General features: G+C 62.5%; 21 protein-coding genes and 1 riboswitch. Of the genes, 13 read left to right on the forward strand and 8 right to left on the reverse strand.

Annotation, left to right across the window (positions count from 1 at the left end):
• Positions 1 to 105: 105 nt before the first annotated feature.
• The gene (locus ACIPUB_RS14835) at positions 106 to 1413 is read right to left on the reverse strand and encodes an SH3 domain-containing protein (RefSeq protein ID WP_407608061.1); all 1308 of its coding nucleotides are present in this window, start codon (positions 1411 to 1413) and stop codon (positions 106 to 108) included.
• 273 nt (positions 1414 to 1686) lie between these two features.
• On the opposite strand from ACIPUB_RS14835, the gene ACIPUB_RS14840 reads away from it, so the two are divergent.
• The gene (locus ACIPUB_RS14840) at positions 1687 to 2877 is read left to right on the forward strand and encodes an AI-2E family transporter (RefSeq protein ID WP_407608062.1); all 1191 of its coding nucleotides are present in this window, start codon (positions 1687 to 1689) and stop codon (positions 2875 to 2877) included.
• Between the two features lie 104 nt (positions 2878 to 2981).
• On the opposite strand, the gene ACIPUB_RS14845 is transcribed toward ACIPUB_RS14840, so the two are convergent.
• From ACIPUB_RS14845 to ACIPUB_RS14865, 5 genes are all read right to left on the reverse strand, one after another.
• On the reverse strand, positions 2982 to 5357 hold the full coding sequence (locus tag ACIPUB_RS14845) for an SH3 domain-containing protein (RefSeq protein ID WP_407608063.1): 2376 nt from the start codon (positions 5355 to 5357) through the stop codon (positions 2982 to 2984).
• 156 nt (positions 5358 to 5513) lie between these two features.
• On the reverse strand, positions 5514 to 6464 hold the full coding sequence (locus ACIPUB_RS14850) for an SH3 domain-containing protein (RefSeq protein ID WP_407608064.1): 951 nt from the start codon (positions 6462 to 6464) through the stop codon (positions 5514 to 5516).
• A 297-nt stretch (positions 6465 to 6761) separates the two neighbouring features.
• Complete coding sequence (locus ACIPUB_RS14855; protein WP_407608065.1) at positions 6762 to 7250, reverse strand: ferritin; 489 nt, start codon at positions 7248 to 7250, stop codon at positions 6762 to 6764.
• Positions 7251 to 7395: 145 nt separating this feature from the next.
• A complete protein-coding gene (locus ACIPUB_RS14860; protein WP_407608066.1) occupies positions 7396 to 7791 on the reverse strand; it encodes a hypothetical protein in 396 nt (131 codons plus the stop codon).
• Positions 7792 to 7962: 171 nt separating this feature from the next.
• The gene (locus tag ACIPUB_RS14865; RefSeq protein ID WP_407608099.1) at positions 7963 to 10341 is read right to left on the reverse strand and encodes a Tex family protein; all 2379 of its coding nucleotides are present in this window, start codon (positions 10339 to 10341) and stop codon (positions 7963 to 7965) included.
• Positions 10342 to 10474: 133 nt separating this feature from the next.
• Positions 10475 to 10568: riboswitch (TPP riboswitch) on the forward strand.
• A 79-nt stretch (positions 10569 to 10647) separates the two neighbouring features.
• Between ACIPUB_RS14865 and ACIPUB_RS14870 the strand changes: the two genes are divergently transcribed.
• From ACIPUB_RS14870 to ACIPUB_RS14900, 7 genes are all read left to right on the forward strand, one after another.
• Positions 10648 to 11412 (forward strand): 3-oxoacyl-ACP reductase, encoded by a 765-nt coding sequence (locus ACIPUB_RS14870; RefSeq protein WP_407608067.1) that lies wholly within the window; start codon positions 10648 to 10650, stop codon positions 11410 to 11412.
• A gap of 18 nt (positions 11413 to 11430) precedes the next feature.
• Entirely contained in the window at positions 11431 to 12765 is a 1335-nt protein-coding gene (locus ACIPUB_RS14875) for an LLM class flavin-dependent oxidoreductase (protein WP_407608068.1), read from the forward strand.
• 74 nt (positions 12766 to 12839) lie between these two features.
• The gene (locus ACIPUB_RS14880; RefSeq protein WP_264270080.1) at positions 12840 to 13196 is read left to right on the forward strand and encodes a hypothetical protein; all 357 of its coding nucleotides are present in this window, start codon (positions 12840 to 12842) and stop codon (positions 13194 to 13196) included.
• Between the two features lie 17 nt (positions 13197 to 13213).
• Positions 13214 to 13753: a thermonuclease family protein gene (locus ACIPUB_RS14885; RefSeq protein WP_407608069.1), complete on the forward strand. Its 540-nt coding sequence runs from the start codon at positions 13214 to 13216 to the stop codon at positions 13751 to 13753.
• Between the two features lie 159 nt (positions 13754 to 13912).
• Positions 13913 to 14290, forward strand: a complete 378-nt coding sequence (locus ACIPUB_RS14890; protein ID WP_407608070.1) for an RNA-binding S4 domain-containing protein — start codon at positions 13913 to 13915, stop codon at positions 14288 to 14290.
• Between the two features lie 130 nt (positions 14291 to 14420).
• Positions 14421 to 14585, forward strand: coding sequence for a PLDc N-terminal domain-containing protein (locus ACIPUB_RS14895; RefSeq protein WP_407608071.1), 165 nt, complete (start codon positions 14421 to 14423; stop codon positions 14583 to 14585).
• Positions 14586 to 15006: 421 nt separating this feature from the next.
• The gene (locus tag ACIPUB_RS14900) at positions 15007 to 15822 is read left to right on the forward strand and encodes a response regulator (RefSeq protein ID WP_407608072.1); all 816 of its coding nucleotides are present in this window, start codon (positions 15007 to 15009) and stop codon (positions 15820 to 15822) included.
• Between the two features lie 15 nt (positions 15823 to 15837).
• Here the strand turns inward: ACIPUB_RS14900 and ACIPUB_RS14905 are convergent, their stop codons facing one another.
• On the reverse strand, positions 15838 to 16854 hold the full coding sequence (locus tag ACIPUB_RS14905) for a D-2-hydroxyacid dehydrogenase (protein ID WP_407608073.1): 1017 nt from the start codon (positions 16852 to 16854) through the stop codon (positions 15838 to 15840).
• 148 nt (positions 16855 to 17002) lie between these two features.
• Here ACIPUB_RS14905 and ACIPUB_RS14910 point away from each other — a divergent pair, with 148 nt between their 5' ends.
• Positions 17003 to 17884 (forward strand): PaaX family transcriptional regulator C-terminal domain-containing protein, encoded by an 882-nt coding sequence (locus ACIPUB_RS14910; RefSeq protein ID WP_407608074.1) that lies wholly within the window; start codon positions 17003 to 17005, stop codon positions 17882 to 17884.
• Positions 17885 to 18001: 117 nt separating this feature from the next.
• Here the strand turns inward: ACIPUB_RS14910 and ACIPUB_RS14915 are convergent, their stop codons facing one another.
• Positions 18002 to 18421, reverse strand: a complete 420-nt coding sequence (locus ACIPUB_RS14915) for a RidA family protein (protein WP_407608075.1) — start codon at positions 18419 to 18421, stop codon at positions 18002 to 18004.
• Positions 18422 to 18562: 141 nt separating this feature from the next.
• Here ACIPUB_RS14915 and ACIPUB_RS14920 point away from each other — a divergent pair, with 141 nt between their 5' ends.
• The 4 genes from ACIPUB_RS14920 to ACIPUB_RS14935 are packed head-to-tail and all read left to right on the forward strand — an operon-like array spanning position 18563 to position 22507.
• The gene (locus tag ACIPUB_RS14920) at positions 18563 to 19414 is read left to right on the forward strand and encodes a fumarylacetoacetate hydrolase family protein (RefSeq protein WP_407608076.1); all 852 of its coding nucleotides are present in this window, start codon (positions 18563 to 18565) and stop codon (positions 19412 to 19414) included.
• 51 nt (positions 19415 to 19465) lie between these two features.
• Positions 19466 to 19951 (forward strand): cupin domain-containing protein, encoded by a 486-nt coding sequence (locus ACIPUB_RS14925; protein WP_407608077.1) that lies wholly within the window; start codon positions 19466 to 19468, stop codon positions 19949 to 19951.
• Entirely contained in the window at positions 19948 to 20817 is an 870-nt protein-coding gene (locus tag ACIPUB_RS14930; RefSeq protein ID WP_407608078.1) for an acyl-CoA thioesterase, read from the forward strand. The genes ACIPUB_RS14925 and ACIPUB_RS14930 overlap by 4 nt, the downstream gene beginning before the upstream one ends.
• Positions 20818 to 20875: 58 nt before the next feature.
• Complete coding sequence (locus ACIPUB_RS14935) at positions 20876 to 22507, forward strand: AMP-binding protein (RefSeq protein WP_407608079.1); 1632 nt, start codon at positions 20876 to 20878, stop codon at positions 22505 to 22507.
• Positions 22508 to 22535: the final 28 nt, after the last annotated feature.

A 22535-nucleotide genomic window follows, 5' to 3' on the forward strand; every position in this document is an offset into this window, starting at 1 on the left:
CACCCAGTACGGCCTTGGCGGCGCGGTGTTCTCCACCGATCCGGCTCGCGCGGCCTTCTCAATTAAGCCCGGGGTCCGGCCCCGAGGGGCACTCCCCCGTGATGGTCAGCGCCCCACGTAGTCGAAGTGCCAAGCCTCGGCGTAGGGCGAGCCCTCCTCCAGGATCTTTCGGTGCACCCAGTTGTACTTCTTGGAGTTCGCCTTCAGCCACTTGTAGTACTTGCCCCGGAAGGAATAGTCATAGGTCTCGGGCACATCGATGGCCGTCCCCCAACCGTGGTTGGAGGTTCCCGGACGTGCCGCGATGTACGGTCCCAACGCCACCCAGTACGCGTCCTGCGTGGCACGAGTCCGGTATGCCAAGTCGATATCGAGATTGCGTCCGAACTTTTTCTTGAACGCTGCGTTGAGTCGGTTCAGGTCCTTGAGGGCCGGCGCGGCAATGAGCGTCTTTTCCTTGTCCCAAGGGATCGCCACGAGCATCTTCTCCGGGACCCTGCCGTTCTTCTGCGCCAAGACTTGCTTCGCCGAATACTTCTTCGGTTTCGTAGAGGCGGTCGAGGTGCGGGCAAGCTGGCTGGTTTTCATCCATCCGCTCATCCCCTGCGTCCGCACGAAAACCCAGCCCTTGACCGATCCGGCGGTTCTTTCCATCTTCGTGTCCCGGTACACCACGGAATTCCGGGGGATGTCACCGATGCGCTTTTTGCCGTTCACGCTTTCATAGAGGTCGCCGCCGGAGACCTTGGTCCAATACCTGTCGGTGAGACCCGCACGGTTGGACGTGTACTTCTGGTCGATGTAGATTTCCCGACCGGGTTTTTTGGCGACGATCTTGAGGTGTTTTCCTTGGATCCACCCTGATTCCCCCCGGCTGGTGATCTGGGCATGTCCGCCGGAGACCTTCTTGACGGCGTAGATGCCGCCCTTGGGCACAGTGGCCAGCGCTTTGGAGGCGGTGCTTGCCTTTTGCCGCAACGTCAGCCGGGCAGTGGTCTTGCCAAGGTCGCCTTGTTTCACGGCCTTGGGAATGGAACGTAGATAGGTACCGGAAACCCAACCTGTCTGTCCGGCGTGGCGCACCTGGCTCCATCCCGATCTGGTTGCCGTCACCGTCAACCGCGTGCCCTTGGGCACGACCTTCAGCTTCTTGCCCGATGTGGAGGGCGCGGCGCGCAGGTTCAGGTTCGCGGTGGTTTGCATTACCCTCGCGGCTCCTGCGCGAAACACGCTTTCGGGTTGCGTGATGTAGGCGTATGAACCGGTCTGCGCCGCCGCGACCTGCGGCACCGCCGGCGGGGCCGCCTGTGCCTGCACCGGGTTCAGGGCGGCAAGAGCAAGGGCAATAGCCGTGCCCAGCAGCAGTGCCGCCCCTGCCCGATTGACGGGCATTGCACCGTCTTTAGTGGTCATGTGCTTCATTGATCCCCCGGGGAGTTAATTTCTGGCGAGTTGAATGAGTGGCACTCCAAGCCCACTAGTACATTGTTAGACTAACCTTTTTGCTAAGAGGTTATTTCGGGTATCCGCCCTGCGCCATTGCATAGAGTGGACCTGTTGCCAATTGCGAGGAGTCAATGGATGTCAGCGAAGCTAGGTTTCAAGAAAAAGTCGCGACAGGATCCACCCGCGACTTCAAAAGCCGAGGTATCCACCGCCAGGCCCCCGATGCACACCGTGTCTGGAATGTGGATCGATCCGCTAGGCCGTATTGCCACGCGCTCGGTCCAATTACTGGTGGTGGTGATCCTGGCCGGGGCAGTCGTCTACACCCTCCTCAGGTTGAGCGTTATCGCTCTGCCGATCCTGATTGCCCTCATTCTTTCCTGCGCCCTGTGGCCGTTGGTGCGCCTATTGCGGAAGTTCATGTCCCCCCTACTGGCAGCGTGGACCGTGTTCCTCGGTTCACTGCTCGTGATCGGCGGCATTGGTACGGCCCTGGTATATTCCGTGCTTGCCGAGTGGCAAACCTTGGTTGACAGGGGCGTCGAAGGATTTAACAAACTCCAGGGCATGTTGAATCGGTTGCCGTGGAACATCTCGGAGGAACAGATTGACCAAGCCGTCAGCCAAGTCACGGGTTTCCTGACGAGTTCCCAATTTGGCGCTGGTGCCCTGAGCGGCCTTTCTGCAGCCGGGAATTTCTTCACCGGTCTGGCGCTCTTGCTGGTGATCTTGTTCTTCTTCCTTAAAGACGGAGACAGGATCTGGGCGTTCTTCCTCTCTTGGATGCCAGACCACCAGATGCACCGCTGGCTGTCCACCGGTGGGCGCACCGTAGAGACCCTGGGTGGCTACATGCGCGGAACGGCTACCGTTGCGGCCGTGGATGCCATCGCCATCACTGTTGTCTTGCTCATCCTGCGGGTTCCGTTGGCCATTCCTCTGGGCGTAGTAGTGTTCATGAGCTCCTTCATTCCATTGATAGGTGCCACCTTCGCCGGAATCCTGGCCACCTTGATTGCCTTGGTGACAAACGGCCCCGTGATTGCCCTGATCGTTCTGGGAGCGGTGATCGTCGTGAACCAGCTGGAGGGTAACTTCCTGCAGCCTGTGGTCATGGCCCACGCCCTGAACCTGCACGCGTTGGTGATCTTGCTGTCATTGGCCGCAGGCACGGTGTTGGGCGGATTGGTGGGCGCAGTGCTGGCCGTGCCCCTGACCGCTGTTGCCTGGGGCATCGTAAAGATCTGGGCCGACCGGGATTTGCCGGAGCTTGACCCCGGGGCCGCCCCGGAGAAGGAAGCAGCCGCAGAGGAAGCCACGGCAGCTCAGGTCTTGGCGCATGCAGAATCGAACGTATCGGCATCGGCGCACGAAGCGGATGCCGTGCGCGCAGCGGGTTCCCAGTCCCCCCCTGAAAAATCCGAAAAATAGCGACAACCGTAGCTGAAACGGCAATGGTCCGTGCAACCGTCCTGACTGGTTGCACGGACCATTCTTCTTCCGGATTCGACGCGTCGCGTCGCGTCGCGCCTGGCCTAGCGAAGGTACTTGGAGCTAACCCAGCCGGTTTTCCCTGAATAGCTGGTCTGTGTCCAGCTTCCTCGTGTCGCCTTGACCGCGATCTTCTTGCCCTTCGGAATCACCAACAGCGATCGTGCTGATGTGCTTGTTCCGGTTCGCAGGTTCAGCCGGACGGTGGTTGTCCTACTCGTGGCCGGTGCCTTGTAGACGGACAATTGATTCGCCGGAACCCACCCGGTCTTGCCCGCATACGTCACACGCAACCACGAACCGCTCTTCGCATCCACCGTCACGTTCTTCTTGGCAGGAATGCTCACGACCGCCGCGGCCTTCGCATTCGCACTCTTGCGCGCAACAACCTTCACCTTGGTCGTGTAGGTCGCCTTCTTCACCGACTGAACCACCGGCGCCTTCGGCTTGGCCGGTGCCTTGTAGACGGACAATTGGTTCGCCGGAACCCACCCGGTCTTGCCCGCATACTTCACACGCAGCCACGAACCGCTCTTCGCATCCACCGTCACGTTCTTCTTGGCAGGAATGCTCACGGCCGCCGCGGCCTTCGCATTCGCACTCTTGCGCGCAACAACCTTCACCTTGGTCGTGTAGGTCGCCTTCTTCACCGATTGGACCACCGGCGGCTTCGGCTTGGCCGGTGCCTTGTAGACGGACAATTGGTTCGCCGGAACCCACCCGGTCTTGCCCGCATACTTCACGCGCAGCCACGAACCGCTCTTCGCATCCACTGTCACGTTCTTCTTGGCCGGAATGCTCACGGCCGCCGCGGCCTTCGCATTCGCGCTCTTGCGCGCAACAACCTTCACCTTGGTCGTGTAGGTCGCCTTCTTCACCGATTGGACCACCGGCGGCTTCGTTGCGGCAGGCTTGATGACGCGCAGGTACTTGTTGCTGACCCATCCGGTGGCGTTCCCGGCCTTGATATTGCTCCAGGTGCCTTGGCGACGGAGTTCGATGACGTCGGTTCCGCTGCGCAGGACCTTGACGATCTTGGTGTTGGTGCCGGCCCCCGCGCGCATGTTCAGGTTCGCGGTGGTCTCATGCGTTGCCTTGGTTGGCGTGGGCTTGGCTACCGGTGGCTTTGCCGTCTGGGGCGTCGCTGAACCGATTTTCTTCATGTCCGCCGAGCTGACCCATCCGGAATGCTTCCCGGATTGGATCTGGGACCAGCCGCCCCGTATCTGGCGCACCGCAACTTTTGTGCCTCGCTTGAGAGGTTGGGTTTCCTTATACGTGGTCCCGGCCCCGGAACGCAGCTTGAGGTCACGAAGGACTTCGTGGGTTGCGCGTAGTTTCGTCTGGTCGATGGACGCGGTCTTGCGCGCCAAGCTTGCCGATACCCAGCCTTCGGTTCCCTTGTATTTCACGCGCAACCAGCCAGCGGAGCTTTCATAGGCTTCGAAGGTGGTGCCGGCGGGAATCATCAGGAGCTTCGAGTACCAGGTGGCCGCGCCAGAGCGCATGTTCAAGCCATAGGGGTTGCTGTATTTGGCAAAGGGCACCCGGACACCGTTGGTGACGGTTCCCGTGGATGTCACCGACCCCTCGGGGGCTGCCCCCAATTTGTAGGGCGTGACGGCAAATCGGTTCATCCAACCGGTAACCGAGCCGTACTTGACCTTGACGAAGGACCCGTTACGAAGTCCGTTGATGGCACCGGGTTTGCTGCTGACATGGGCGTTGCGGTCCGGCCTGGCGAGGACCTTAGAGTCGGCGGAAGCCGAGGCAAAGAGCTCGGCCTTGCCGCGCGCGTAATAGGTGCAAGTCTTCAGCGACTCCGCATATGTCGCGGTGGCATGTGAGTTCAGGTCCAGCCCGCGGTCTTTGAGGAAGGCACGGGGGTTGCGAACGTTCGAATCGCTGGAGTAGAAGCGATCCTTCCAGATTTCCAGGTGCAGGTGTGGGCCGGTGGAGGGCCCCGAGGAACCCACCAGGGCGATCTTTTGCCCGGCCGCGACCTTTTGGCCCGTCTTGACCAAGACGTCGTTGGGCCACATGTGCATGTAGGCCGACTCGTAGGTTCCCCCGTCGATCCGGTGGGTAACCACCACTTGTCCTGAGGTCGATCCGGTGCCGTTGACGATTTTGCGCACGGTGCCTGCGGCCACGGCATAGATCGGGGCGTTGTCCCTTGTGCCCATGTCCTGGCCGAGGTGGTGGGTCGACCCTCCCACCACCGGCATGCAACGCGGCCCCATTGGGGAGGTCATTCGGTACGTGTCGGGGTCAAGCGGCAAAGCGAACTTGCCGACGCGGACCTGGCTGCTGGATTCGGCGTTGACACGGACCTGGGAGGTTGCAGGCAGCGCGGTGAAAACCATTCCTGCCGCCAGCACCCCCGCGAAAAGGGCACGAATGTATTTCGGTGTGGCCATCGTCAAGGCGCGTCCTTTGAACGGTTGTGGCCCCGCAAGGAATCCACAATAGTTTCGAGTATGCGGGGACATTACCAAGTTCTTCTACCCCCAGAGCCTTACTTTAGGCAATAAGGACACCAAGTGGCAGGAAGCTGCCGCGGCAAATTGGCCGTGTCATCCCAAGTGGGAACTGTGGACCCAGCCTTCAAGCCGCCCAGCGCGGACTTTGGTCCACTGTCCGCGGCTGGCAATGACTTCCAATTGCTCGCCGACAGCCAGCTGCGCCAAGGCGCGGTAGTTCGCCGAGGCACCCCGGTAGAGCGTGGTCTCGGTGATGGTGACGGGGGTCTTCGAGACCAGGTAGCGCAACTGGAGCTGGCTCGCCGGGACCCAGCCGGTTTCCTGCTCCAGCATGATCCTTCGCCATGGTCCTAGTTTCCCGTTGACCTTCACCAAGGTTCCGGCCTGCATGATGCGCAGGATCGGGAAGCGGTCGCCGGCGTCCTTGCGGACGTTCAAGCGCACGGTGGTCGTGAACTCGGTTGGTGCCATGGCCTGTATGCCGGTGGCGGGGCGGCTCACGTTGATGCGAGCCAGGTAAGCGCTGGGAACCCAGCCGACATCCTTGCCGGTGGAGATCTTGGCCCAGGTGCCAAGCTCGTCAACCTTGCGGACCTGGATGTTTGCCGCCAGCACGCGCAGCACCGGATAGTTGGTGCCAGAGCCCTTGCGCAGGTTCAGGTCAGCAGTGCTGCGGTGGGTGGGTATGAAGTCTTCGTCCGGCACTTCCGGCGCGCTGGGGGCTCCGCCAACCGATGCGGGATTTTCCGGCAGCTGGCTGGCGACCGGACGCACGGGAACGCGCGGGGGCTGCCGGGGCGCCTCGAGTCGTTCGAGACATTGGGCCGGGAGCCATCCAAAGGTCTGTCCGTGCTGCACGCTGGCCCACAGCCCGCTGACTCGAAGCAGGTAGACCGGGGTGCTCTGGGGAATCAGGTACTGGACCGCGTAATGCCGGCCAGCCCCTTTGCGCAGCTTGAGTTCCGCGGAGGTCCGGTGCGTGGGTCCCGCGGCTTCCACCGGGGCAGAAATCGGCTCGGTGCGTGCGAAGTCGAGTTTCTTCATGCGGACAGTCTCCACCCGAAAGCGCCCGATCCGGGGTTGGTCAATGCCATACGTGCACGGACGTGAAACACGGTTATGACCTCACTGAACAAGTGGTTGACCTGGGAATGGAATGCATGGCGCAACGTCTTGCACGGCGTCACGATTCGCCAGGATCGTTCACGAATAACCACGTATCGAGGCGCGGCACCTGGACATGCCTTACCCCATGTTATTGCACACACGGCCAAGGCCCCCAGTCGCGGACCGGGGGCCTTGATCACATCTTCGCCACGGGCAACCCCGCGACGGTGGTTTCTAGCGTGCAGCCAGTTCGCTGTCCAGGCGAAGCAGGCCGTTGCCGTCGTTGTTGATCATCTTCACGCGGTCCAGGATTTCACCGACGGTGGCTTCCTCTTCGACCTGTTCCTCGATGAACCAGGTCAGCATCGGCACCGAGTCGATGTCGCCCTCGTTGTGTGCCAGGCGGTAGAGGTCCCGGATGGATTCGGAGACCTTCTTCTCGTGGTCGAGGGAAGCCTGGAAGGCACCGTCAACCGTTAGCACGTTCAGCCCGGGGGCACCGATGGCGCCGATCGCCGGGTGTGCTCCGCGGTTGGTCATGTGGGCGATGAACTTCTCCGCGTGTACCAGTTCCTCGGCGGACTGTGCACGGAACCATGCGGCGATGCCGGGCAGGCTCAGGACATCCATTTCGATGGCCAACTGGCGGTACACAGTCGAGGCCTGGAGTTCCAGGGTGATCTGGTCGTTGAATGCGTCGGCAAGCTTTCCTGTAAGTTCCATGGCACACACGCTACGCGCTCCGCGGGGGCTTGTCACCGAAGTATGGCCGTACTTACCTCGGGCTAAATATGTCATGCATTGCGTACCGGCGAAGGGCTACCAAGGTGATGCTCACCTTGGTTAGCATGCCTTGGTCGCGACGGGTTCAAGAGGAAACGATGCGCTGCCCGGCATGGATCTTGGCCACCGCCCGGTGGCCGTCGCGCACCCCAAGAAACAGGCCGACCAGCATCACGGCCAGCCCCGCCATCAGGGCTGCGGGATGGACAAAACAAGGTAGCGTCACCAATGTTGAGAGGATGCCTCCGGCTGCCATGATCACCGCGGCCAACCAACAGCCCATGGTGCCCTTGTTCGCCGCCGCGTGATGGCCCAGCAGCCAGCACTCGTCGCAGTGGGTCAGGGCGCCGGTGCGGATCCCGATCCAGGCATTGCGCCTGATTTGTCCGGTGGCGGCGGCTTTCATCATGTAGGCCATTGCAACCATGAGCAGCACCATGAATACCGTCATGATCAATTCGCTCAGTGTTTCGCCATCCATTGCGGGCTTCTCTCAGTGTGCTTCGTGGCCGGAACTCCCGTCCGGAGCGTGGGACATCGCAGACAACGGTACGCCACCTTTCGCGTGGCCGACATCCGTGGCAACGCGCCGGGTTTCCGGTGGCGGCCCATTCGGGGCCGCCACCGGATGCCTTGGCGCGGTTGGCCGGTGCTAGCTGCTCAGGCCGGCGCGGCGCAGGGCCTCGGCCATGGCGGTGTTTGCGTTGGACCCGGCGGCGTTGGCGGGCCGGTTCTGTTGCGGTTTGCCGCCGCGCTGGCTTCCCTCGCCGCCGCGCGCCGGGCGTTGGCCCCGCTGTTCGTTGCGCTGTCCGGTGCCTCGCGGGGCCCGGTCCGTCCGCTCGGCTTTGGCCCCAGGCTCGTCATCCAGGCGCAGGGTGAGCGAGATGCGCTTGCGCGCCGGGTCGACCTCCAGCACCTTGACCTTGACGACCTGGCCCGATGTGACGACCTCGCGCGGATCGGAAATGAACTTGTTGCTCATGGCCGAGACGTGGACCAGTCCGTCTTGGTGGACTCCCACGTCAACGAATGCGCCGAAGGCGGCCACATTGGAAACGGTGCCTTCCAGGATCATGCCGACTTGCAGGTCGCCGATCTTTTCCACGCCCTCCTTGAGGTTCGCGGTCTTGAAGTCGGGGCGCGGGTCGCGGGCAGGCCGCACGAGTTCGGCGATGACGTCCTTGACCGTGGGCAGGCCGAATTGCTCGGTGACAAATTCTGCAGCATTCAGGGTGGCCACCGATTGGTTGCTGGCCTCGGCGGCTGCCAGCAGGGTTTCGGCCAGTCCGTACGCCTCAGGGTGCACGGCGGAGGCATCCAGCGGCTGCTTGCCGCCGGTGATGCGCAGGAATCCGGCACACTGCTCAAAGGCCTTGGCTCCCAGGCGCGGAACCTTCAACAGGGACCGGCGGGTGTTGAAAGGACCGTTCGCATTGCGGTGTTCGACGATGTTGCGGCTCAGCAGCGAACCGACTCCGGCCACCCGGGCCAGCAGTGCCGGGGAAGCGGTGTTCACATCCACGCCGACGGCGTTGACGCAGTCCTCGACCACGGCATCCAGGGAGCGGTCAAGCTTGGCCGGGGTCAAGTCGTGCTGATACTGGCCCACGCCGATTGACTTGGGTTCGATCTTCACCAGTTCGGCCAGCGGATCCTGCAGCCGGCGGGCAATGGACACCGCACCGCGGATGGAGACATCCAGGTCCGGCAACTCGGCGCTTGCCAGCGCCGACGCCGAATACACCGATGCCCCGGCTTCGGAGACGATGACCTTGGCCGGCTTGTTGGTCAGCTTGGCGATGACCTCGCCGGCAAGCTTGTCGGTCTCGCGGCTTGCGGTCCCGTTGCCCACGGCAATCAGTTCGGTGCCGTGCTTGGTTGCCAGTGCCACCAGGGTCGCCACGGAGGCATCCCATTTGTTCGCCGGGGCGTGCGGGTAGATGGTCGCAATGTCGACCACTTTGCCGGTGGCGTCGACGACGGCAACCTTCACCCCGGTGCGCAACCCGGGGTCCAGCCCCAGCACCGCCCGGTTTCCGGCAGGGGCGGCGAGCAGCACGTCGCGCAGGTTGGCGGCGAAGACCTTGACGCTGGCTTCCTCCGCGGCCTCGAAGAGCCGCGTGCGCAGGTCCGCCTCCAACCGTGCCAACAGGCGTCCGCGCCAGGCCAGGCGAACGGTTTGTGCCAGCCACTTGCCGGCCGGCGCATCGGCAGCGGCCTTGATGCCCAGCGAACGGGCGACGGCGGCCTCGTATCCGGCCCGCGCCTCGGTGAGCGCCGCGTCGTCGCGCGGGTCCGCCTCGGCCAGCTCCAGGTTCAGCGCACCCTCGCGTTCTCCGCGCAGCAGCGCGAGGATGCGGTGTGAGGGCTGCGTGGCAACGGGCTGCACGAAATCTTCGTAGTCGGAGAACTTCGAGGCATCCGCCGCAGGGGCGCCGGATGCGATCTTGGACGAGATCTTCCCTCGTGTCCACAGCCGTTCGCGCAATTCGGAAACCAGCACCGCGTCCTGCGAGGCACGTTCGGTGAGAATGGCCCGGGCACCGGCCAGGGCATCAGATGCCGCATTGACCTCGTGCTCGGGGTTCAGGAAGGTGGCTGCCAGCGCTTCGGGATCCTGGGCGGGATCAAGGATCAGCGAGTCGGCCAGCGGCTCGAGTCCGGCCTCGCGGGCGATCTGGGCACGGGTGCGGCGCTTGGACTTGTACGGCAGATACAGGTCCTCCAATTCGGCCTTGGTGCCGGCGGCCATGATGGCGGCCCGCAGCTCGTCGGTGAGTTTCCCCTGCTCCTCGATGGCCTTCAGGATCGCTTCCCGGCGGTCTTCTAATTCACGCAGGTAGCGCAGCCGCTCCTCAAGCAGGCGCAGCTGGGTGTCGTCCAGGGTTCCGGTGGCTTCCTTGCGGTATCGGGCAATGAAGGGGACGGTCGATCCGGCATCGAGCAATTCGACGGCGGCCTTCACCTGCCAGTCGGCAACCGAAGCACCTCCGGAAGTTAACTCGGCGGCAATGGTCTGGATTATTCGCATCTGGCTCACCCACACTAGTTTGCCGCATCCGTAGCACTGCCCGCGGACACCGACCGGTGACGCCGGGCGTGTGTCGCCTCCGTCCTTGCCCTTGATTCGGGGATTGCCCCGTACCGGTGCTACGTTGGCCACAGGACTCGACACGGGGTGCCGCCTGGCGGCTGAGAGATAGACCCGTTGAACCTGATCTCGATAATCCGAGCGAAGGGATGCCGGTCCGGCTTGAACTGCCCTCGTACCCCAAATTCCTGGACGCCCGTCGGCTGGTTCCATGGCATCCCTTCGCCCAACAGAAGGGTGCAAGAAATGCTTATCAAGGACCAAATCGTGTTGATCACCGGGGCCGGACGCGGACTCGGGGCAGACCTAGCCCGGGCCTTTGCGCGCGAAGGCGCACGGCTCGTATTGAACTACCGCTCCAGCGAAACCGCCGCCCGGGAACTGGCAGCCGAGTTCGGGGCCGATCGCGCGATCGCGGTCCAGGCCGATGTCGCGAACACGGATCAAGTCTCCCAATTGGTGGCCAGGGCGCAGGAACATTTTGGTGCTCCCATCACCACTGTCGTCAACAACGCCCTGCCCGATTTTTCGTTCAATGGCGACGCCCGTGCCAAAGCCGATGGAATCGGCTACATGGCTTTCGGGGAGCAGTTCACCGGCATCGTCGGCGGTGCGCTGAACACGATCCAGGCAACCCTGCCCGGCATGAGAACCGCGGGCTTTGGCAACATCGTCAACATCGGGACGAACCTCTTCCAGAACCCCGTGGTCCCCTACCACGACTACACCGCGGCCAAGGCTGCCCTGCTGGCCATGACCCGCACGTTCGCGGCCGACCTGGGCCCGGAAAACATCCGCGTGAACATGATCTCCGGCGGCCTGCTTCGCACCACCGATGCCTCCGCGGCCACCCCGGAAGCGGTCTTCGATCTGATCGCCGGCTCCACGCCACTGCGCAGGGTCACTTCCCCGGCGGAGTTCGCCGACGCCGCACTGCTGTTCGCTTCACCGTGGTCCCGGGCGGTGACCGGGCAGAACCTGGTTGTCGACGGCGGCCTGGTGATGAACTAGGCGGTCGGGTAAAGAATCGTGGACGCCACACGCCAATTGCACCTGAACGCCTTCATCTACGGGGCGGGCCACCACACCATGGGATGGCGCCACCCCGAATCCAGCGCCGACCGCGTCGGCGACATTTCCTACTACGAGGAACTTGCCCGGATTGCCGAGCGCGGTTGCCTGGATGCTGTCTTTTTTGCCGACGGGCAGAGCGTGAACCACGAATACGCGGCAGGGATCCCCTGGTTCCTGGAACCGGTGACTGCTCTCAGTGCCATGGCCCGTGCCACCAGCCGCATCGGGTTGGTCACCACGATCTCGGCGAGTTTCTACGCGCCCTTCCACGCCGCCAGGCTGCTGGCCTCGCTGGACCACATCAGCGGCGGGCGGGCGGGCATCAACGTGGTGACCTCCATGTTTGACGCCGAGGCCCGCAATCATTCCATGGATTCCCTGCCGCCCCATGCCCAGCGCTACGAGCGCGCCGAAGAGTTTGTTGTCGCGTTGCAGGGGTTGTGGGATTCATGGTCAGATTCTGCACTGCTGGTTGACCGGGAAGCCGGACGTTACCTTGATCCGGCGCAGGTCCGGCCGATCAACCACCGCGGCAACCATTTCTCTGTCGCCGGCCCGCTGACAGTCCCCCGGTGCCCGCAGGGGCGGCCGGTGCTGTTCCAAGCGGGATCCTCGGAAGCCGGCCGCTCCTTTGCGGCCCGCCATGCCGAAGCCATCTACTCCGTTTCCTGGGACAGGGAATCGGCAGTCGAGTATGCCGCCGACATCCGGCGGCGACTGGATCTTGCCGGACGCTCCAAGGACCCGGTTCCCGTTCTTCCCGGGCTGGTCACGTACATCGGTGCCACGCGGGAAGCGGCATGGGAAAAGAAGCGCGTACTGGATTCATTCATTGACACCGGGTCGGCCATCGCCGAGCTCAATATGTTCACCGGCCAGGACTACAACACCCATCCGCTGGACGACAGGGTGGATCCGCTGCCCCCGGCCGAGGACTTCACCGGCCCACAAGGCCGCTACCTGACCGTTCAACGCATCATCGAAACCCAGCGCCCCACGCTTCGCGAACTGCTGGGGTTCCTGGCCGCGGGCGGGGGCCATACAACCATGATCGGCACCCCCGCCGAGATCGCGGACGAGATCGAGGAATGGTTCATGTCGGGCGCCTGCGAGGGCTTCAACCTCATGTGCCCAAGTTATCCGGCGGGATTGGATGATTTTGTGGGATTGGTCGTACCGATCCTCCAAGAGCGCGGCCTGTTCCGCTCCTCCTACCCGGGAACCACGCTGCGCGAGACACTGGGCCTGGCCAGGCCTGCGCGCCTGGAAACCGTGCCGGCACGCGGGTAGCAGCTCGTCCCTGGGTGGGAGCACTCATGGGTTACCCAGAGTTCTCCCACCGGGGAACAACTAAGATGGAACCCATGACATTTTCACGCTCCAAAAGTGCACTGCTGGTTTCCGGCGCAGTCCTCCTGCTCTCGGCGACCGGTTGTGCAACCATTGCCGACACGGCCTCTTCCGCAGCTTCCTCCGCCGCCACGCAACTGGCCGACGGTGCCAAGAAGGAACTCATCAAGCAGGCTTGTGCCCCCATCCAGGACGGCACCATCAACGCAGCCGACCTCAAGGTCGTTGCCTCCATGGTCGACGCCGTCCGCGAGGGCGGGCTGCCCCCGGAGATCGTCAGCGCACTTGACGATGTGGCTGCCTCCGGCGACCAGGTCCCGGCCGATGTTCAGGCCCGGCTCGTTACCGCCTGCGACAACGCCCTGGTCTAGGAAAATGAGCGACAGCCATGAGTAGGTCCCGTCGTCGACGCGGTGCCGTCCCGGTGCTTGTCTTTTGCGCAGCGGTCGTCGCCGGAACGTGGTTGTTGCTTCCCAAGGTCAACGGTGGTTACGGGGACCGAACGGATGGCCCGGACGCAAGCGCAACGGTTCAGCATGTGGTCGACGGTGACACCCTCTACCTCATCCTGGACGGCGAACGAACCAAGGTCCGGCTGCTAAACGTCGACGCACCGGAGATTCCCCGCCCGGACCAACCCGGGGAATGCTTCGGCCGGCAGGCGGCCGAATTCCTGGCCAAGAAACTGCCCAAGGGTTCGGAGGTGGAGCTGCAATTCGATGCCGAACGCCTGGACCAATATGGGCGCACCCTCGCCGCACTGAACCACGGGGGAGAATTCATCAACGGAGCCCTCGTGGCATCCGGACACGCGACGGCGATGAAGGTCGAGCCCAACGTGAGATTCTACGAGCAACTGCGCGATGCACAACGACAGGCCCAACGAATCGAGGCGGGGATGTTTGATCCTGCCAACGGTTGCAGCTGAACGAACTCTCGCCCTCGTTGGCAGTCGAAGCAAGCCGGGCGGGGTTGCGGTGCTTCCTAATGGACTCCAACCAACCCGGCATGGCCGCGAACAGCTCTAGTCGGCTCGCTCTCTGCTCAATAACCGTGCCCGATGTCCTGCGATGGATAGACTGACGGGGTGAAGCAGGAATCCAAGGCCGTCAGAATCGATGCCTGGTTATGGTCGATTCGAATCTATAAGACCCGCTCGGCGGCAACGACAGCCTGCCGCGCCGGCCACGTGCGCCTAAACGACAAACCCGCCAAGGCCGCACAGATTGTCGTACCGGGAGACACCATCAGGGTCAGGCAATCCGGATTCGACAGGATCCTCGAAGTGACCGCCGTGATATCCAAGAGGGTGGGTCCCGACATCGCCGCCCGCTGCTATCTCGACCACACCCCGGTCCGGCCCAAGGAAGTCATCCCGCAGGTTCCCGTCAGGGACCGGGGCGCCGGCCGGCCGACGAAAAAGGACCGACGCGAGATGGAACGGCTTCGAGACCACTTCCATTAGCGCCAGGGATACGATGGCAGATGGTAGCCGGTTGCGCCAGACGCATCCGCAATTACTCACGAGGAGAAGCATGGCCCGGAACAAAAGCTGGAACGAACTATCAGTCGTGGCACGATGGCGAATCGCCGTTATGGGAATTGCCCAGCTGGCTCTCCAATTCGTGGCCCTGCGCGACCTGGTCAAACGCCCTGCGTTGGAAGTCAACGGTCCAAAGAGCGCCTGGGCCGCAGCTACGTTCATTAACTTCCTTGGGCCCCTTGCATACCTTGCCTTCGGACGCTCAAAGAAAAAGTAGCCCCGCTCAATCTTTATTTGAGAATGCTGTAGGTCGACACCATCGGATGGCTGGACGCGGGCGCGTCGGCCAAGATTTTGCTGGCCGATGGTGGGCGATGCTTCCCACCTTCTGGGGCGAAGTATCTTCTGCCGGTGCATCTTCCAAGCGATGGAAAGTGTTCAGAGGAACATCGCGTTCGCGTCTCCACGCTTGACGCCATGGAAGCGGCCGGATCCTCGACTGGGCCGCACGAGTCATAATCCATTCACTGTATGGTTATCATGAAGAGGCACGTCGCCCGGGGATCCAACGTCCTGAAACTCCCATCGATGGGTCATCTAAGCTGGACACTCGGACATAATTCACTCGGTTTTCCGTAACTTGTACTCTTTTGTGCGCTTCATTCGCCAACCGGCTATTCAACATGGCTAATATGGGAATGAAATACAGCGAAAAATATAGTTTTTGGGCACTGGTCGTTGGTTCTGCGTTTGATTTATTGTGCACTATTGCTATATTTTCAGATTCCATTAGGAGCCCTCAAATGCAGCCTCGCATACGAGTCCATTTAGCAGACGGTGATTACTTTCTTCGGCTTGGACTCGAAAGCCTCTTGGCATCAAGCCCCGATGTTGAGCTCGAGGCAGTCACCGGAACTGGCGACGAGGCCATCGAAGCCGCCCTGGACAAGCGACCCGATCTAGTTCTCATGGAAACCACCATTAGAGATGTCTCCAGCCCTGAGGCCACCAAGCGGATATTGGCGGGTGCCCCTGCGACCAAGGTTGTCATGCTTTCGGCGGCTCACGACATGGAAACCATGACCCGAGCGCATTCAGCGGGTGCCTGCAGCTATCTGGCCAAGAATGCCGTCTCGACTGATCTCGGAGTAGCGCTTCGGATGATCCACTCGGGAAACATGATCTTTTCCAAACCAGCCGATGCAGATCAGTTCCCACCTCATTCCACAAGCAAGTACGACTTCAAGTCGCAGCTCTTGCGTCAAGCGAGCCCGCGGGATCGACGCTTGCTGCATTCCCTGACGCAAGGCTACACAAATGCCCAGATAGCCTCACTTCTTCACGTCAGTGAAGGGACCGTGAAGGCACAACTTGCGAAAATCATGGAACCGCTCGACATCAGCAACCGTGTTCAGCTCGCGGTGCTCGTCGTCCAAGCCGGTCTTCTCGATGACATCCGGCCGACCGCACCCCTAAGTGCCGGCCCCTTGCGCTATGCAACACCCCGAGCTTGATTCCCGGGTCCGCTGTCAGTAGCCCAGGAACGGATCATATGAATTGATCAGCTTCCCACCGCTCAGATAAAGGCGCAGGTTTTTGGTGAAGAGTTCCATCAGGCGTGCGTTCTCGGCGTCCACATTTGCAGCCGTATGTGGCGACAATATGAGATTCGGCGCATCCCACAAGGGATGGCCTGCCGGCAGGGGTTCAGGATCCGTCACGTCAAGTACGGCTCCACCAAGTCGACCTGCCTTCAAGGACTCGACTACAGATTCCTGGTCGAGTACCGGACCCCGTGCCAGGTTCACGAGCAGGGCACCTACCTTCATGGAGGAAATTCGCTGCCTGCTGAAGAGGCCTATGGTTTCCTCGGTCAGCGGGCACGCCAAAACCACGATGTCGTACTCCCCCAAGTCGCAATCCTGCAAGGCGACGGACCTTTCGAAAGGCTGGCCAAGGACTCTGGTTCCGCGAGTCGTTCCATCACACCTGACTCCCATGAAGCTCAGGGTCCTTGCCACTTCGCTACCGATGCTGCCCGCGCCAACGATCAAGGCTTTTTGGCCATAGAGTGTGTTCGACGCCCCGGTCGCCCACCGTTGCTGATCTTTTTGGCATCCCAGGCGCGGTAGTTCTCGAACGAAGTACAGCAACCCGGCCAGTGCGAATTCAGCCAGTGGCTTGGCGTGGACACCTGCTGCAGTAGTAATGCGAACTTGGTTCTCGGTGTGCCCCATTGCCTCGGCCCGCACTCCTACACCTGCCTGCGTGGCCTGGATCCACTTGAGGTTCGGGCTGTGTTCCCGCCAGGACTTCGGCTGCCACCAGTCAAAGTCAAACATGATGGTGGCGTTCGCCAAGTGAGTTCGCCATTCGGCGATTTGGCTCTCGCGCAGATCGCGCCGCCTTCCCCGGTGGTCGGCCCCGAACTGTGGAACCGGCAGCAGTTCGGCTCGGTAGACGACGTCGATCTCGGGCAGATCGGCGATCAGTTTGTCGACCAATTCCTGCTGGAGATACGAGCAGATCAGTACCTGTGGACGCATGAAATTCCTTGACCTCTTTCAGCGGGTGACGACCGGGATTCGAACTTCATTCTTAGGCGTTACCGTAACTGGCGTCACCAAAACGACACGCCCGTGACTCCCTGCCCATTCGAACAGGCTATCGGTGCCCATTGGATAAAGTGAGCGCATGACTACACACGTGGGCGATCAAAAGGGTCCCGGCGAGGCCCCTGTTCCTCGGCACCACCAATTAATCGTCTCGCTCTTTGGCCTGTATGCGCGCCAACACGGCGGCGCCCTGGCCGTGGCAACCATCATTTCCTTGATGCAAGACATCGGCGTCGAGTCCACGGGGACCAGATCGTCGATATCCCGCCTGAAGAAGCGTGGCGTCATTGACAGTGTTCAGGTCAACGGCCGCAACGGATACGCATTGGCGCCGTCGGTCATCGAAACGTTTGTTGAGGGCGATGAGCGAATTTTCCACCCGCGTCGGGCCAAGGCAGATGACCAATGGCTTCTGGCTACGTTCACCGTGCCCGAATCCCAACGCAACATCCGGCACAAGATCCGCTCATCCCTGGTGCGGATGGGCTTTGGTTCGGTCACTCCAGGTCTATGGATTGCCCCGGGTCATCTACGCGACTCGGTGCTCGCCTACTTTGATACCCGTGGATTGAACGAATACCTCGAATTCTTCATGGCTGATCATATTGGCGACGCCGACCAGCGCAAGAACATCGGGACGTGGTGGGACTTGCCGGCGCTTGACGCCCTGTACTCCGATTTTCTGGATCGCAATCGTGGGCTATTGAGCGCCTGGGCCCGGCGAAGCAAGTCGGGCAGCAATCCGGAATCCGACGCCCTCGCCTTTGCGGACTACCTGGTCCTGATCACCCAATGGCGGCGTCTGCCCTACCTCGATCCCGGGCTGCCCATCAAATTCCTGCCGGAGAACTGGAATGCGCTGGAGGCCGAGCATCTTTTTCAGGAACTCCACGCACTGCTGTCGCCCTGCGCCCAGCGCCATGCCGACCGCGCCATTGACAACAACGCGGCGGCCCGCTGACGGACGATCCCGGCCCGTGAAAAAGCCGTGCCGCGCGACCTTCCCCTTTGCCAAGGATTCGGTTGCACGGCACGGCATTCATATTTAATTCAGACGGTAGTCACGTCCTGGGGGAAACTAGGCGCGATCCTGGATCACTGCCACGCCCTGGATTTCAATCAGGGCTTCCTTCTGCCAAAGGCGGCTGACTCCGATGCCGGCCAACGCCGGATACTTGTTCCCGGCCATTTCACGCCAAAGCCGGCCGATCTCGCGGCCGTTGGCCATGTAATCGTCCACGTCGGTGAGGTAGATGGTCACGGAAACCAAGTCCTCGGGCTGGCCGCCGGCCTCAGCCAGGGTCGCCAGGACATTGGAAAACGCCTGCTTGAACTGATCGACGATGTTGCCCGGAACGATCTTCATGTCCTTGTCCAGGGCTGTCTGCCCGCCCAGGTAGACGGTCGTGCCCGCGAGCACGCCATGCGCGAATCCGGAGGGCTTGCCCAGCGAATCCGGGTTGATCGTGAGGTTCTGGAAGAGGGTGGTTTCGGTCATCGTGCTCTCCTAAGTATTCCCTTGGCGATTGCGGCTGTTCCGCTATGGCGCCGGACTGGTGACGCATGTTACATTGAGGATACGTGACGGCGGTCAAAAAGTCGACACACATGGATTTGATGAGTAGCAAGGGACCGAGGAATGAAACTCGCAACAATTCGACACGCTGGAAGCACCACCGCTGCCTTGGTGGTGGGCGACGGTTATCAGCCACTGCCCGCAGGCAATCTCAGCGATCTCTTGGGCATGCCGGCGTGGAAGCAAATTGTCAGTGAGGCCGCTTCGGAACATCCCGGTCTCGCCGCCGTCCCGGCATCCGAAGTCGAGGTCCTCAACCCCGTGCCAACACCCGCCAAGGTCATCTGCTGCGGCTTGAACTACTCGGATCACATCCTTGAGATGGGTCGCGACCTTCCCGCATATCCCACGCTCTTCGCCAAATTCGCTGATACGCTCACCGATCCCGACGCACAGATCGTTGCCGACGAATCCGCGGACCTCGATTGGGAAGCCGAGCTCGCGGTAGTGGTTGGAACCACCCTGCAGAACGCGGGCGAGGACGAGGCGGCCGCAGCCATCGCCGGCTACACCGTGGCCAACGACATCTCCATGCGTGATTGGCAGCGACGGACCCTCCAGTGGTTCCAGGGCAAGGCCTTCGACCGCACCACTCCGCTGGGTCCAGTCATGGTCACAGCCGATGAGATCAATCCAGAGGCCGGGCTCGAGGTCATTTGCACGCTCAACGGCACCGAAGTCCAACGCGGCAATACCAAGACACTGGTTTTCTCCGCTGCCAAGCTCCTGTCCTACATCTCCACCTTCACCATCCTGCGGCCCGGAGATGTCGTCCTCACCGGTACCCCCGGCGGTGTCGGCATGGGCATGACCCCTCCGCTCTTCCTGAAGGACGGGGATGAACTGATCACCGAAATCCCCGGCATCGGGACCCTGAGGAACATCGTCCGGACCCGCGTCACTGCTGCCCTCTAGCCAGCGCGCACCAACAATCCCACCATCCAGGAAAGCCAAGGAGAACAGCTCATGAGCAACACCACCCCCACGATCTACCGCACCGAAGGCGACAACACCGTCTACGCCAACGCCGATGGCGTCGTGGTCCCCGTGGTCACCCGCAAGGGCGAGGAAGACACCAACACGGCGCAATCCGGCGACTGCATCCGCGTTTCCGGGGTCAGCATCCAGCACACACCGGCCACCAAGATCTGGTTCGGCCAGGTCTCCAACACCCCCGGTTACCGCTCCCTGCCCCACCACCACGGCGAGGCCGAGACCGGCGGATACGTGCTCAGGGGTCATGGGCGGATCTACTTTGGCGAGAACTACGAGCAGTTCCTGGACATGACCGCCGGGGACTGGGTCTTTGTCCCGCCGTTCATGCCTCACGTCGAAGCGAACATGTCGATCACCGAGGACCTGGTCTGGCTGACCGCGCGCACCCCGGAAAACATCGTCGTGAACCTCGATGATGTCGCCGATGAAACCCTGGAAGGATACCGCCGGGCATGAGCTCACAAATCTTCCTCGATGCCATCGACATGACCTCCTGCGAGGCCGAGTTCTTTGACCAGGCTTACACCGCCATCCCCCAATACGTTCCGTGGCCCAAGGCGTACGGCGGGGACATGGTGGCCCAAGCGGCCACGGCCATGATGCGGTCGGTGGGCGAGGACAGGGAACTGCATTCAATGCACTCCTACTTCCTGCGTCCCGTGGACATGCACGTGCCCGTCCGCTATGAAGTCGAGCTCATGCGTGACGGCCGCGGCTACTCCACCCGACAGGTGCGCGGATTCCAGAACGGCAAGGCGGTCTACACCGCACTCGGCTCCTTCCACGTCCCGGAGACCGGTCCCGAGCAGTCCTCCACGGCCCCCGCGGAATACCTTGACCTGGATCCCGAAACCCTGGCCAGCGCCGCGACGGTGCTCGCCGAGGCCGAGGGCCCGGTCGCGGAATACTGGTCGGCCGGCCGGTCCTTCGACATGCGCCACGTCCCGGGAGCCCTGTACCTCGAGGTGCACGGGGCGCCGGCCGCCCACCAGGCTGTCTGGGTCAAGGCCTTCACCGAGCTCCCCGACGATGCCATCACCCAGCGTGCGGCACTGGCCTATGTTTGCGACTACACCATCCTGGAGCCGCTGCTGCGGACCCAAAACCTGTCCTGGAGCACCGAGGGACTGGTGACCGCGAGCCTTGACCACTCCATGTGGTTCCACCGCCCCGGGCGCGTGGACGACTGGGTGCTTTACGTCCAGGAAGCCATCTCCAGCCAAAACAACCGCGGCCTGGCGCTGGGCCGCTTCTACACCCGTGACGGCCAGCTTCTGGCCACCGTTGCCCAGGAGGGCATGATCCGCGGACCCCGCGGCTAAGGCACCACCGCACACCCCCCCCATTGAAAATCGACTCCTGGAAAGAGACGGCAAGTTCATGGAATTATCGCTTTCGGCCCATCACGACACGTTCACACGTGACCACCTGCCGCCGCAGGAATTATGGCCCACCCTTGAATTCACGCTGCCAGAGCTGCAATACCCCGATCGTCTCAACGCGGCCACGGTCCTGATCGATGACGCCGTCGCGGCCTTTGGGCCCGACCGTCCGGCGCTGCTGGCACCGGACGGCTCGAAACAGAGCTACGGCGAGCTGCTGATCCGGGCCAACCAGGTCGCCCAGGTCCTCACCGAGGATTTCGGGATCGTCCCGGGAAACCGGGTCATGCTGCGGGCGCCGAACAACGCGTGGCTCGTGGCCTGCTGGCTCGGCGTGCTGAAGGCCGGCGCCGTGGTGGTCACCACTATGCCCGCCCTGCGCGCCCCGGAAATCGGCAAGCTCGCTACCCTGACCAAGCCCTCGCTGATGCTCTGCGACCACCGCTTCCTGGACGACGCCCGCGAGGCCGCCGGTTCGGCCTACCCGGTCGTGGCGGTCGGATCCGCCGATGCCCTGGACCTGGTATGCCGCACCGGTTCCAAGTCCGGTGAATTCACCAACGTCGAAACCGCGGCCGACGACGTGGCGCTACTGGGACCCACCTCCGGGACCACCGGCGTCCCGAAGATCACCATGCACTTCCACCGCGACATCCTGGCCAACGCCGACACCTTCGCCCGGCACATCCTGGCACCGACGCCCGAGGACGTCTTCGCCGGCTCCCCTCCCCTGGCCTTCACCTTCGGCCTGGGCGGCTTGGTGGTGTTCCCGCTGCGCTTTGGCGCCAGCACCCTCCTCACCGAACGCACCACCCCGGTGGAACTGGCCCAGTACTCCCACGACGCGGGCGCCACGATCCTGTTCACCGCACCCACCGCCTACCGCGCCATCCTCAAGGAGGGCAAGGCCGACCTGCTGCGCCCACTGCGCCTGGCCATCTCCGCCGGTGAGCACCTGCCGGCGGCAACCTGGCAGCAGGTCCACGATGCCACGGGCCTGTCGCTGATTGACGGAATAGGCTCCACCGAATTGCTGCACGTCTTCATCTCCGCAGCCGGCGACGACATTCGCCCGGGCGCCACCGGAATCCCGGTCCCCGGCTACCGCGCCACCATCCTTGATCCGGAAGGCAACGAACTGGGGCCCGACGAGTCCGGACGGCTGGCAGTGATCGGCCCCACCGGCTGCCGGTACCTCGACGACGAGCGCCAGCACGCCTATGTTTCCAACGGCTGGAACGTCACGGGAGACACCTTCGTGCGGGACGCCGACGGCTACTTTACGTACCAGGCGCGCAGCGACAACATGATCATCTCCTCCGGCTACAACATCGGCGGCCCCGAGGTCGAGGAAGCCATCATGCAGCACGACGATGTGCTGGAAACGGCGGTGGTGGCCCGGCCCGACGAGCAACGCGGCTCGGTGGTGTGCGCCTTCGTGGTCCTCGTCGAGGGCGTCGCCGGTTCCGAGGCGAAGGCCAAGGAGATCCAGGACTTCGTCAAGTCAGTCATCTCCCCCTACAAGTACCCGCGCGACATCCGGTTTGTCGATGAGCTTCCGCGGAACCCCAGCGGCAAGCTCCAGCATTTCAAGCTGCGCGAAGCCCTTTCCGAGTCCCACGCATCCTAGCTTTCCCCCCTCCCACCCAACTTAGGCA

It is taken from the genome of Paeniglutamicibacter sp. ORCA_105 (genome assembly GCF_045798545.1).
GTDB classification, from domain to species: domain Bacteria; phylum Actinomycetota; class Actinomycetes; order Actinomycetales; family Micrococcaceae; genus Paeniglutamicibacter; species Paeniglutamicibacter sulfureus.